Below are 13229 nucleotides of genomic sequence, written 5' to 3'. Positions count from 1 at the left end.
TAAGAAGACCTATATAGCAAAAGATAAGCCATAATAAAAAACATTTTAATATCAACATATTGATGATATTGTTTAATGTAAGGCATCATGTGGAATAACAGTAAATGTTGATTGGCTGTTGATTAATCAACAATACATTAAGAAACATAAGTTATATAACAAGAAAAAATTCTATAAATATGAAAATTGAATATTTTTATCACTAAATCTTATTGGTATTTATTTGGTGTGCAAACGATTATAAATAAAATCAAGGCTCAAAATTTCAAAAGGGCAGATAAGTTTAATTGTTAAGAGGGATTATTCTATGCATATTGTAAAACATCCTGAATCTCGCCAGCTTGTTCGCAGTATTAAAGCAAGTGCATTGGTATTTGAAGATAAGAACTCTAAACAATTGATGTCATATATTCAACAAATTTCACCAAGTGAAGCAAGCGTACTTATTCATGGAGAAACCGGAACAGGTAAAGAATTGGTTGCTCGTCAAATTCATGCTTTATCACACAGAAAAAATCAACCTTTTGTTGCAGTAAATTGTGGTGCATTGTCAGATACTTTGGCTGAAACAGAATTATTTGGACATGAGAAAGGGGCTTTTACTGGTGCGGTATCAAATCAAATGGGTTGGTTTGAAGTTGCAAATGGTGGGACCATTTTTTTAGATGAAATTGGTGATTTATCTCCCAATATTCAGGTAAAACTTTTAAGAATTCTACAGGAAAATGAAGTTGTTCGATTAGGCTCAAGACAAACTAAAAAAATAGATGTACGTGTCATTGCTGCTACAAATGTAAATTTAGAAGATGCGGTGTATGCAGGAAATTTTAGGGAAGATTTATATTTCAGACTTAAAGTTGCCTCATTACAAATCCTGCCACTTAGACTTCGTCCAGGTGATATATTACCTTTAGCACGATATTTTATTCATGAATATTCACAAAAGCTTAAGCATCGTACCAATAATATTCAGTACACCTTGAGTGAAGAAGCTGAACAATTACTCTGTCACTATTATCATTGGCCCGGCAATATCCGTGAACTTGAAAATGCAATTCATCATGCATTATTGGTTTGTAAAAATGATATTATTCAAGTAGATGATTTTCAATTGACAGGTTTTAAACATAGATTATCTTTATATGAAAGTAATTTTCAAATGTATCCATCGAACGATAAATCATTAAAACAGGTATTATTTGAGTGGTTTGAACAAGGTATTATAGATTTAGATAATCAACTAGAGGCAGAAATTATAGAAGCTGCTTTTGAGTATTGCCACGAAAATCAACTTCATACAGCTAATTTGCTTGGAATCAGTCGAAATATTGTTCGAGGTCGATTAATAAAACATGGCCTATTGTCATCAAATACACGAATTTTAACTTCATCAACTAGCTAGAATTTGTAAAATAGCTCAATTCCTAGAAATTAAATTTTATCAAAATAACTAAACTTTGATTGTAATATAGACATAAATAAATTTTACTTCATTTTTAAATAAACAGCATATATTTAATAAATTTAACTGCTCTAAAATGATTTTAACATAATAATTACATATTTAATAAATAAGTATTTTAATTTTTTCATATATTTTTGATTGCATAAGTATATTTATTTAATGGTTTATGTTTAGTGCTATTAAATTGATCTTATATCTAAATTTTGTATAAATTTAACAAGTTTAAATATATAGTGTTTATAATCCATATGCTGAATTTTATTCTTAAATTTAATTTTTTCACTATTACTATAATTTGTTGTTGATGTATCAACAGCTAATAAACAATATTTTGTATAAATTTCAAAAAATACATTTCCAATTATTTAATTAACCTTATTAATCAATGACTTGTTTTTTGGCATGATAATTGAAGAACTTTTAATAATATTAATTGAAATGATAGGGAATCTAAAATGTTTATTTTTGAAGTTTTTTTTAGAAGATTATTTTATTCTTGTTTATTTTATTCTTTAAATTTTTTTAACAAGGCTAATAAATTATATCTTTGAGGTAGTTCGGTAATGACAATATTCTTTAGACATACAAGTAATTATAAATTGCGTTTAACACCTATTACAAAAATTATAGGTATTTCCATGTTTTTGGTCACAGGATTTTCTTATGCCGAAAATAAGAAAATTAACGATACTGTGGACGATAATGTCGAAACCAATACGGTGAAGCAACTAGATACAGTTGTTGTAACGGGTACAAAGAGAAATACAGCAAACTCGGCAAAGGAAAATCTTAAAAAAATTCCGGGTACGGCAAGTGTTGTCGATAATTCTGAAGTTGAAAAAGGCCGTGCAGCCAATTTAGAAGATGTTTTGGCGTACCAACCGGGTGTTTTTGCTGCCGCAACAGGCGGGAATGGGGCAAACTTTGTTTCTATTCGTGGTTCAGGTATTAATACATTCTATGGTGGATATGCACGTGGAATTAAATATTTGTATGATGGCACTTCAATTACAGGGCCTGGAGGCACACAAGAAACATTTTTGACGCCAACCGGTGTGAATTATACCGAAGTTATTAATGGTTCCAATGCATTTGCTTATGGGGCAACGGCATTGGGGGGTGCTATACAATTTACGACACATACAGGACGCTCTTCACCGGGAACCTATATTGGGCTTGAAGGGGGAAGTTATGGTTATCAGAAATATTTCTTAAGCCATGGTGGTGTGAGCAAAAATGGGAATACTGATTATTATATTGCAGTATCGAAAAATGAACGTGATGGTTATCAGGAACAAACGCCAGTTGATGGTAAAGATATTGTCTTTAATGTCGGGCATCATTTTAGTGATCAACTGACAGGACGGTTTATTTTTAGATATCGTGAAGAAAAATTTTACAATGGTGGGTATTTAACGCTTAACCAGATTGAAAATAATCCTCGGCAAGTCGGTTCAACCGTTTATGGGCGGGATAATTGGTCTGGTTTAGCCGTCGGAAAGCTGGATTATACGATTGATGATCACTCTAAATTAGAACTTTCTCTGGGCTATAACAAATTTGATCTGGATAATGGTGTCGGTTCAAGTTGGTATAACGATTGGCCTTCAATCTATATTACGCCAACAATTCGTTATTTACGTAGTAACGATACATTGTTTGGATTGCCGAGTGATACATCCATTGTTTTGACACAAACCTATCTGGATGGCGATACGGACGGTAATGTAAGAAGCAATGGCAAAAAAATTAAGACTTATACGACGGATTATAGTGGTTCACGAGATACAGCTTTTGCAATCAGTAATGATCTTCATTTAAATGATAAAACTACGCTAACCACAGGCGTGTCAGCCGTAGAAGTTTTGCGTAATATTCGTACCGACAGTACCACAAGTGCATTAAGTGAAGTGAAATATGACAAGTGGTATGTTGTGCCCCGATTAGGGCTGACCTATAAGTTCACGCCAGAATTACAATTTTTTACCAGCTTGGGACGTTCTGTAGATGCACCAGTAACTTGGGGTATTGGCGGTAATAATCTTAGCAATGTTCAACCACAAAAGGGTACGACAGCTGAGTTGGGTTTACGTTTAAATACAGATCATCTGGATGGTAGTCTGGCGATATACCGTACATGGTTGAAAGATGAAATTCACAATATTGTTGTTACACCAGCAACAAACTCATCAGCGGCAGTGACTGCTAACTTTAATGCAAGTCCGACAATTCACCAAGGTGTAGAAGCTGCACTTTCTGCCAAATTATGGCAAGGTGCGAACGGCGACAGTATAAATTTACGTCAATCTTATACATTTAATGATTTCTTTTTCCGAAATGACAGCGATCTTGCCAAGAATGAACTTCCCGGATTACCAAGGCATAGTTATGAAGCTGAATTAGAGTGGCGTAGTACTAAAGGTTATTATGCAGGCGCTGATTTACGTGCTGTTTCCGGTTATTACGTCGATTATAAAAACACGCTTAAAGCACCATCTTATGCCATTTGGGGACTTCGAGCAGGCTATGAAGCACCTGATCAGCGCTGGAAGGTTTATGTCGATTTGAAAAACCTCACCGATAAGCATTATGTCGCCGTGGCATCATCTAGCTATAACTACAATGGTTCGGATGCTGCTGTATTTTGGCCGGGCGATGGTCGAAGTATTTTTGTGGGTACAGGGTTTAGATTCTAACACAACAAAAAATAAGCGAGATCGATTATGCCAAAGCAGCTACATGTAAATTTATTTGAGATGAATTGTGTCAGCCATATTATTCATGGTTTGTGGGTACATCCAGATAATAATCGTCATCGATTTAATGATATTGAATATTGGATTGAACTGGCAAAACTATTGGAAGCAGGAACCTTTGATGGTGTTTTTATTGCAGATGTGATTGGGACTTATGACCAATTCCGACAGGGGCCAGAAACCGCCATTCGTGAAGGCATGCAAATTCCAAGTAATGATCCTTTACTGATTATTCCAGCAATGGCAAGTGTCACCAAAAACTTGGGTTTTGGCGTGACGTTTTCGACCAGTTATGAACCGCCGTTTGCGTTTGCACGGCGTATGAGTACCTTAGATCATCTGACCAAAGGGCGTGTGGCTTGGAATATTGTCACATCGTATTTACCTAATGCAGCTCGGAATTTCGGTTTGGACGATGAAATACCGCATGACCAACGCTATCAATTGGCAGATGAATACCTTGATGTATTGTATAAATTGTGGGAAGGCTCTTGGGATGATGATGCGGTTCAAGTCGATCGAAAAAACCGTATTTATGCTGATCCTGCAAAAGTACGTTATATCAACCATGTCAGTAATAACTATAAAGTTGCAGGCCCGCATCTTTGCGAACCGTCCAGACAACGCACGCCATTATTGTTTCAAGCGACAGGCTCCTCCGCAGGAATTGAATTTGCTGGTCGGCATGCAGAAGCCATATTTACAGGCGGTTCATCTGCTGAAGAGGTACAACGAAATATCAATGGCATTCGTGAAAAAGCCAAAGCGCATGGACGGGATCCTGCGGGGATTAAATTCTTTGTCGGTGCCAGTGTGATTGTGGCACCAACGAATGAAGAAGTTGAGGAAAAACTCAAAACTTTCCATGAATTACATAGTGTTGATGCTGCGTTGGTGCATTTGCAATCCTCAGTGGATTTAACCTTGTATCCACGAGAAACCAAACTCAAAGAGATTATTCCTGAGAATGATCAATCTTGGGGGCTGCGTTGGGCAGATTCAGAAGAAACTGTAGGTGGTTTGTTAGATAAGTTTCGTTTTAGACAAGATCGCTTTTTTGTTGCTGGCACACCCACACATGTTGCCGATACCATTGAAAAATGGCTTGATGAAGATGGTATTGATGGCATCAATCTGATTCAGTATTTGTCTTATGGTACAGCGAAAGATTTTATTGAGTTGGTTGTGCCTGAATTACGCCGCCGTGGGCGTTTTCGTGAGAAGTATGCAGATGGTGAAACTTTAAGAGAACGTTTTTTTGGTCAGGGACACGCCCGCTTGCCTGATGATCACTATGCTGCCCGTTATCGCAACCCTGAAAATTTACATGCTGCATCTGAACCATTGCCTCTTGCTCAATCTCGGGAGGTGAAAGTATGACGACAAGCAGATTGACTGCATTTGCCCGAAACATGATGACGGTTGGAATAGTGGGTGTTGTGATCTCGCAATTGTTGGGATGTAGCAATACTGAACCGAAAAAAAACTTTACAGGTCAGCCCGTGCGTGGTGGAACACTGATCTTTGCTACTGAGCGTGAACCGACGTGTCTAGATCCGCATTCGCAAGGAGATATGCCACAGGTTTTTATTGCACAACAGTTTTTAGATTCTTTGGTGTCTATGGATGATCAAGGCAATATTCATCCATGGTTAGCCAAAGGTTGGGACGTATCAAAAGATGGTTTGGTGTATACCTTCCATCTTCGAGATGATGTGCATTTTACTGATGGTACACCATTTAATGCCAATGCTGTAAAAGCTAATCTTGATCACATGGTTAATCCTAAAACCCAGTCGGGTACAGCAGGCAGCTATATTGCTCAATATGTACGTACCGAAATTGTCGATAACAATACCGCAAAAGTCTATTTATCTAAGCCCTATGCGGCTTTTTTAGAAGTTTTGGCGCAGGGCTTTTTAGGTATGGAATCACCTAAAGCATTGCAGCGTTCACTTGAAGAAAATTGTCAAAACCCAGTTGGTTCCGGGCCATTTAAGGTCGTGCGATGGGATCGACAGAGCCAGATTGTTCTAGAGCGTAATCCTGATTATGCATGGGCCCCGCCAACAGCCAAACATCAAGGTGCTGCTTATTTAGATAAAATTATTTGGAAAATTATGCCTGAAGCTTCGGTACGCTTTGGTGCATTGCAAGCAGGTGAAGTGGATGTTATTGATGCTTTACCTCCCGAATCGCATGCGCCTGCAAGAGCTAACCCCAACATCACCTTATTGTTGAAAGACCGACCTGGTAATCCAACTAAAGGAGATTTTAACCTTACCCGTCCACCGTTTAATGATATTCGTGTCCGCGAAGCTTTTGTGCGTGCATCTAATGTAGAAGGGGCATTAAAAAGTATTTATTTTGGTGAGTATCAACGAGCTGGCGGTCCTTTAAGTCCTGTAACTCCTTTTTATAATGCTGAATTTGAACATGACAAAGATTATAACCCTGCACGCGCTAATCTTTTACTGGATCAAGCAGGATGGACAGCACGTGATCAAGACGGTTATCGCCTTAAAGATGGCAAACGCCTAACTATTGACGTACCAATACAAGAGCGAATGGGTAATGCGGAACGTGCCCTGTGGGAACAAATACAGGCATCAACCAAGAAAGTTGGCTTTGCAGTCGAGCTGAATCCGATTAGCACCAGCGCACAGACCAAATGTTGTGGTACAGGGTGGGATTATGACATTCGTATTGGTTATTGGAACACCAATACGCCTGATGTTTTGCGCATTATTTTTAGCAGTGAATTCAATAACCGGCCAGGTCAATCGTATCACACCAATGGAACGGGTTTTCGTCATACCGAATTCGATCAAATCATTAATGCAGCATTACAAACGCAAGATGTGGAAAAACGCCGTGATTTATATGTGCAAGCCCAGCGTATTATTTCCAAAAATTATTTGCAACTCACCACCATTGCCCAAAGCAGCCGGTTGGCAATTTATAAAACTGCCAAAGGTGTACGTTTGGAGCCTTCTTTGACGATTCCATATTTTTACGATGCATGGGTGGAAAAATGAAAAAAAATACATTGTTCTTCAATTTTTTACTTCAATTACGTAAGCACTTTATCAATGGTGTATTGGTACTTTGGGCGATTGCCACACTCACTTTTTTTGCCATGCAACAAATGCCGGGTGATCCTGCATTTGCGATTTTGGGTGGAACCAATCCCACAGCAGAAGCAATTGCAGCTGTGCATGAAGAATATGGTTTTGATAAACCGCTGATTGTGCAGTATGGAATGTATTTATCGCATTTACTGCAAGGGGATTTAGGCATTTCCTATACGCAACGGTTGCCTGTAAGCGAAGTGATTGCGAGTCAGGCAGGTGCGACTTTTCAGCTGGTTCTTGCGGCACTGGTTTTGACATGGATTTTGGTTCTGCTTTGGACGTTGACGACTACGGCACGCCGTTCATGGATTTCAGGTATTGGTTCAACGCTTGAAACAGTGTCTGCTTCGATCCCTTCATTCTGGTTAGCCATTATTTTATTGGCGGTGTTTGCATTTCACTGGCGGTGGTTTCCGGTGGCTGGAAGTGAGGGAATACATAGTTTAATTTTGCCTGCATTTGCTTTAGCCATTCCGCTTGCCGGTTTTGTTGGGCAAATTACTCGACAATCACTGGAAATAACTTTGGAGCAACCGTTTATTTTAACTGCTCGTTTACGTGGACTCAGCGATTGGTCTGTGCGTTGGCGACATGCCTTGCGTCATTCTTTATTACCGGGTATTTCACTTTCAGGTTGGGCGATTGGCGCATTGATCAGTGGCAGCGTTGTCATTGAAGTTATTTTTTCACGTAAAGGTTTGGGACGGCAACTGTTTCAAGCGGTACAAAGTCAGGATATGCCACTGGTTGTGGGTATTACCTTGGTGATTGCACTGACTTATGTGTTGGTCAATATTTTGGCTGATGTCGTGTATCACGTGGTTGATCCACGGTTGAAGGGAGAAGCTGCATGAGTGAAGTGGCATTGATAAAAAATCATAGACCTTCCACAGGATATGAAAAATTGTATGGATTAATCAAGCAGCGTTCATGGGGTATGGTTCTGGCGGTATTGTTCTTATTCGGTTTATTCGTCGCAGCTATTTTTCCGTATTTTTTTGCACCGGATGATCCACTCGGTATTAATCCTGAATTTGCTTTTCAAGCGCCAAGTTGGGCGCATTGGTTCGGTACAGATCAATCGGGACGCGATATTTTTACCCGGGTGATTCATGGCAGTCGCCAATCGTTGACCATTGGGGTATTTGCGATTGCCTTGGCCTTATCCATTGCGATTCCTTTGGGTGTTTTGGCCGGTTTGATCGGTGGTTGGGTTGATCGTGTAATTGGCTGGATTGTGGAAATTTTATTTGCCTTTCCGAGTTTAATTTTGGCCTTGCTTTTTGTTGCGGTTTTCGGCAGTGGTATTGGGCAATTAGTGATTGCAACAGGCATTGGCATTGCACCGGGTTATGCACGCATGATTCGTGGACAAGTTATCGCAGTACGTAAAGCAGGTTATATCGAAGCCGCACGTGCGCTGGGGCATTCTCCTTGGCGTATCGTCCGTCGTCAGTTATTGCCAAATGCTATGCGTCCTTTAGTTGTGATGGTGACTATGGGGGTAGGCCAAGCGATTGTGTGGGCATCGGCTTTAAGCTTTCTTGGCTTGGGTGCGAAACCTCCAGCACCAGAATGGGGAACAATGATGTCAGCAGGACGGGATTTTATTGCAAATGCCTGGTGGTTAACGTTCTTTCCAGGATTCTTTATCTTACTAACCACCTTATCGACAACTGTGGTGGGTCGGTATCTACAACATCGATTGGAGGGACGTGAACTATGAATGCTCAAGTGAAGGCACTAACACAACAGCAGCTCATTATTGAAGACTTAACAGTGCAATTTGGTGAGCGAATTGTCGTAGAAAATTTATCACTTCATTTATCAGCAGGTAAATGTATTGCTTTGGTGGGTGAGTCAGGTTCAGGTAAAAGTGTCACTGCACGCAGTATTGTTGGACTTGCCGGTGCGGGAGCGAAAGTTCAGGCAAAAACATTTCAATATGGTGAACACAATTTATTGCAGTTGTCCGAACGACAATGGCGAAAAATTCGTGGTAAAGACATCGGTTTCATTTTGCAGGATGCCTTGGTGTCATTAGATCCATTACGCCCGATTGGGCAAGAAATCTATGAAACTCTAGCGGCGCATGGTTGTGGTAACCGTCATCAACGTCAAGAAGGTGTATTGCAGTTATTGCAACAAGTTGGTATTCCAGAACCAGAATTAAGGGTGAAACAACGCTCAGAACAACTTTCTGGTGGATTAAGACAACGTGCATTAATTGCCAATGCTTTGGCATTAAATCCAAGCCTGATTATCGCCGATGAACCCACAACAGCGTTAGATGCAACTGTTCAAGCCAGAATACTTGATGTATTACAGGAAATTAAAACCAGAGGAAGCTCATTATTATTGATTAGTCATGATTTAGCTGTTGTTGCAAAACTGGCAGATGAAGTTTTAGTTTTACATCATGGCAATGTACTCGAACAAGGACCAATTCAACAAATTCTGAAAAATCCACAACATGCTTATACCAAAAGTTTGTTGGCTGCCTTACCCGCAGAACATCCACGTGGTTATCGTTTAACCTCAAATCAGCAAAATGACAGGCCTCAATCTCATATTTGTGTTGATGACCAACCTTTACTTGTAGCGCAAAGCCTGGCTAAACGTTATTTGGGGCCAGATAAGCAATGGCGGCAAATTATTGAGCAAATCGATATTTCATTGTTTGCAGGGCGGACTTTAGGCATTGTAGGCGAGTCAGGCTCAGGAAAAAGTACTGTTGCAAAGATTGTACTTGGTTTACTCCAGCCTGATGCAGGACAGGTGACTTTTTCAGGTGAGATATGGAATGGAACAGGTGAATGGGCTGTTGCTGAAAAAAAACGTCGCTTACGTCGTCATGAGATTAGTGTGATTTATCAAGATCCATTAAGCTCATTCGATCCACGTTGGAGTGTCGGTCAAATTTTGGAAGATGCTTTAGAAGTGGGTCAAGTTCCAGAATCTGAACGCAAGAAACAAGTCCGTGAACTTTTGCATAAAGTTCGATTACCTGCCGAACTTAGTAACCGTAGACCATTACAGCTTTCAGGTGGGCAACGCCAACGGGTTGCCATTGCACGGGCTATTGCCAGTAAACCTAAAATTATTGTGTGTGATGAACCAGTTTCTGCTTTGGATGTGTCTGTTCAAGCACAAGTGCTGGATTTGCTGGATGAGTTACAAGAAGAAATGGGTGTAGCATATCTGTTTATTTCGCATGATCTTGGTGTAATTCGTCATGTCAGTGATGATGTTGTGGTGATGTCACAAGGACGTATTGTGGAACAAGGTACAACCGAACAAGTCTTCAAAAATCCACAACATCCATATACCCAACAATTGCTTGCAGCAGTGCCACGGCTTATCGCAGGTGAAGAAAAAATTGAATCTAAACATCCTTGGGTTGTTTTCCAATGGGCATGCTAAATAAAATTTAAATGAGTCTTAATATTATGAGTGATATCGAACAGTTAAATATTTTTGAACTGCAAAAACGTGCAAAAAAATTGTTACCTACATTTGCCGAGGGCAGTGCTGAACGTGAGCGCGAACGTCAATTACCTTATGCGCAAATTGAGGCTTTGGTTGAAGCGCGATTATTGACTTGGCGCATCCCCCAACAATATGGCGGTGCTGGAGCCAGCGTTAGAGAAACCGTACAATTTATTATTGATGTTGCCTCTTACGACTCCAATATTGCACAGGCATTACGCCCATCTTTTCTTTTTATTGAATCATTGTTATCAAATGCATCAGAAGCAGAAAAACAACGCTGGTTTACACGCTATTTGCAAGGCGAAGTGGTCGGTAATGCAGGATGGGAAATCGGCGGTGCGAATGGTGCAATCACAACCACAATTGTCGCAGATGGAGAAAAGTTTCGTGTAAATGGCAGTAAATACTACAGTACGGGTGGGTTATATTCAGACTGGATTTCTGCTGTAGCATTAAATGAAGAAGAAAACCCCATTTTTTTTATATTACCGCGTGATCGAACAGGCTTGGAATTGCTTGATGATTTTGATGCGATGGGACAACGTCTTACCGCAAGTGGTACAACCCATCTAAATAATGTCATCGTTTATTCCGAGGAAATACAATCACGAGAATGGAATAAAGATAAACGTTCCATAGTCACTCCATTTGCACAAATTTTCTTGGCAGCAGTAGAAGCAGGTATTGCCAAAAATGTATTAAGGGATGCGGTAAAATTTGCGCAAGAGAAAGCCAGACCAATTAAACACAGTAGTGTAGAAAAATCGGTAGATGATCCGTATGTTGAATTTACCGTAGGCGAAATTTCTGCACGTGCTTTTGCTGCGGAATCCGTGGTGTTACAGGCTGCAGATCGTATTGATGAGGCATGGGTAAACCATTTAAGCGAGGATACTGTCAATCTCGCTGCTTTAGATGTGGCTCAGGCACAATTTATTGCCATTGAGAATACGTTGAAAGCCGCAGAACGATTATTCGATGTCGGTGGTGCATCAACAACAGCTCGTGGTAATAATTTTGATCGTCATTGGCGCAATGCACGTACTGTTGCAAATCATAACCCACGGGATTGGAAAGCTGCAGCAGTCGGAGCCTATCGATTGAAAGCAATTGAATTGCCATTATCTGGATTATTTTAGAAATGGAACTGAGCGAAGCTATACACGTAAATACGAAAATTGAATTTGTAATGCACTAAATTGAATTGGTGTTTCTATTGAAAATTTTAGATCATTAATGGAGTTAAAAAACATTTTAATTGATCTGACTAACCATAATGGAGTCATAAATGACAAGCGCTAAAATATTTGATCAACAAGTCACATTGAATGATGGTAAAAATATTCCAAAATTAGGATTAGGTGTTTGGCAAGCAACGCAACAGCAAGCTTCTGATGCTGTACGAGAAGCATTGCAGTCTGGTTATCAGCTGATTGATACTGCAGCAATTTATGAAAATGAAGAAGGTGTGGGTGCCGGGATTCAACAAAGTGGCATTAATCGAGAAGAAATTTTTGTGACCACCAAGCTATGGAATGATGCACAAGGCAAAGAAACGGCAGTGACAGCACTTGAACAAAGTTTAGAAAAACTCAAACTGGATTATGTTGATTTATATCTCATTCATTGGCCAGTACCTACAGCAGACAAATATTTAGAAACTTGGCAAACTTTAATCGAGTTAAAAGAAAAAGGATTGGCTCGTTCAATTGGCGTATCTAACTTTCATGCAGCGCATTTAAGGCGATTAATTGACGAAACAGGCGTTACACCTACGGTTAACCAAATTGAAATCCACCCTTATTTTCAGCAACATGCGTTACGTGCAGTCAATCAGGACTTGAATATCCAAACACAATCATGGAGTCCACTGGCACAGAACAAAGCAATTAATGATGAAGTAATTAAAAATATTGCATTGAAACATCACAAGACCCCTGCACAAATCATTATCCGTTGGCATCTTCAAAATGATCTAATTTTAATTCCCAAAACAGTTACATCTACCCGAATTAAAGAAAATTTTGATGTCTTTAATTTTGAGCTTGATCAGACTGATTTAGAGGCGATTGCTCAACTTGATCAGGTTGATGGACGAGTTGGGCCAGATCCTGATGTGTTTGGCTGATTTGTAAACTACTTAAAATAAATTGAGGTTGAACTGGTCAATGCAACAGTTCAACTTTTTTATATTGTTCTTTGTGATTTACATGTAGATATTCTTAGATTCATTGCCATTAAAATTAGATTGCATGTTAATTTTTTCAAAAAGAATAATTTTGCTTCATTTTGTTTAACTTATAAAGTGCAGATGCTATCTCTCCAAGACGAACTGGTTTAACTAAGGTTGTCATTGTATTGCCAATTGTCTAGATCAAGCAA

General features: G+C 39.4%; 9 protein-coding genes. All 9 read left to right on the top strand.

Translation table 11 applies throughout. The annotated features are described in order from the left end of the window. Positions 1-307: 307 nt before the first annotated feature. The 9 genes from F4V57_RS03715 to F4V57_RS03675 all read left to right on the top strand — a co-directional run bounded on the left by F4V57_RS03715 (position 308) and on the right by F4V57_RS03675 (position 12975). The gene (locus F4V57_RS03715) at positions 308-1402 is read left to right on the top strand and encodes a sigma-54 interaction domain-containing protein (RefSeq protein WP_070069654.1); all 1095 of its coding nucleotides are present in this window, start codon (positions 308-310) and stop codon (positions 1400-1402) included. 701 nt (positions 1403-2103) lie between these two features. Then, positions 2104-4161, top strand: coding sequence for a TonB-dependent receptor family protein (locus F4V57_RS03710; protein ID WP_171257547.1), 2058 nt, complete (start codon positions 2104-2106; stop codon positions 4159-4161). Between the two features lie 27 nt (positions 4162-4188). Next, positions 4189-5601, top strand: a complete 1413-nt coding sequence (locus tag F4V57_RS03705; RefSeq protein WP_070070118.1) for an LLM class flavin-dependent oxidoreductase — start codon at positions 4189-4191, stop codon at positions 5599-5601. Continuing rightward, positions 5598-7259 (top strand): ABC transporter substrate-binding protein, encoded by a 1662-nt coding sequence (locus tag F4V57_RS03700; RefSeq protein WP_227515696.1) that lies wholly within the window; start codon positions 5598-5600, stop codon positions 7257-7259. The genes F4V57_RS03705 and F4V57_RS03700 overlap by 4 nt, the downstream gene beginning before the upstream one ends. Beyond that, entirely contained in the window at positions 7256-8209 is a 954-nt protein-coding gene (locus F4V57_RS03695) for an ABC transporter permease (RefSeq protein WP_227515695.1), read from the top strand. Before F4V57_RS03700 ends, F4V57_RS03695 begins: the two co-directional genes overlap by 4 nt. Further along, positions 8206-9081, top strand: coding sequence for an ABC transporter permease (locus F4V57_RS03690; RefSeq protein WP_070070116.1), 876 nt, complete (start codon positions 8206-8208; stop codon positions 9079-9081). Before F4V57_RS03695 ends, F4V57_RS03690 begins: the two co-directional genes overlap by 4 nt. Continuing rightward, entirely contained in the window at positions 9078-10778 is a 1701-nt protein-coding gene (locus F4V57_RS03685) for a dipeptide ABC transporter ATP-binding protein (RefSeq protein WP_070070115.1), read from the top strand. Before F4V57_RS03690 ends, F4V57_RS03685 begins: the two co-directional genes overlap by 4 nt. A gap of 26 nt (positions 10779-10804) precedes the next feature. Continuing rightward, a complete protein-coding gene (locus F4V57_RS03680; protein ID WP_228268220.1) occupies positions 10805-11986 on the top strand; it encodes an acyl-CoA dehydrogenase family protein in 1182 nt (393 codons plus the stop codon). A 149-nt stretch (positions 11987-12135) separates the two neighbouring features. Further along, positions 12136-12975, top strand: a complete 840-nt coding sequence (locus F4V57_RS03675) for an aldo/keto reductase (protein WP_070070113.1) — start codon at positions 12136-12138, stop codon at positions 12973-12975. Positions 12976-13229 lie beyond the last annotated feature (254 nt).

The sequence above is a fragment of the Acinetobacter qingfengensis genome (assembly GCF_008693185.1).
GTDB lineage: Bacteria > Pseudomonadota > Gammaproteobacteria > Pseudomonadales > Moraxellaceae > Acinetobacter > Acinetobacter qingfengensis.
Note: the sequence above shows the minus strand (reverse complement) of the source record. Positions and strands in the feature narration are given on the sequence as shown.

Bases quoted from the DNA above. Each gene is read 5' to 3' on its own strand.
- F4V57_RS03715 (WP_070069654.1), top strand. From the start codon at position 308: ATGCATATTGTAAAACATCCTGAATCTCGCCAGCTTGTTCGCAGTATT.
- F4V57_RS03710 (WP_171257547.1), top strand. From the start codon at position 2,104: ATGTTTTTGGTCACAGGATTTTCTTATGCCGAAAATAAGAAAATTAAC.
- F4V57_RS03705 (WP_070070118.1), top strand. From the start codon at position 4,189: ATGCCAAAGCAGCTACATGTAAATTTATTTGAGATGAATTGTGTCAGC.
- F4V57_RS03700 (WP_227515696.1), top strand. From the start codon at position 5,598: ATGACGACAAGCAGATTGACTGCATTTGCCCGAAACATGATGACGGTT.
- F4V57_RS03695 (WP_227515695.1), top strand. From the start codon at position 7,256: ATGAAAAAAAATACATTGTTCTTCAATTTTTTACTTCAATTACGTAAG.
- F4V57_RS03690 (WP_070070116.1), top strand. From the start codon at position 8,206: ATGAGTGAAGTGGCATTGATAAAAAATCATAGACCTTCCACAGGATAT.
- F4V57_RS03685 (WP_070070115.1), top strand. From the start codon at position 9,078: ATGAATGCTCAAGTGAAGGCACTAACACAACAGCAGCTCATTATTGAA.
- F4V57_RS03680 (WP_228268220.1), top strand. From the start codon at position 10,805: ATGAGTGATATCGAACAGTTAAATATTTTTGAACTGCAAAAACGTGCA.
- F4V57_RS03675 (WP_070070113.1), top strand. From the start codon at position 12,136: ATGACAAGCGCTAAAATATTTGATCAACAAGTCACATTGAATGATGGT.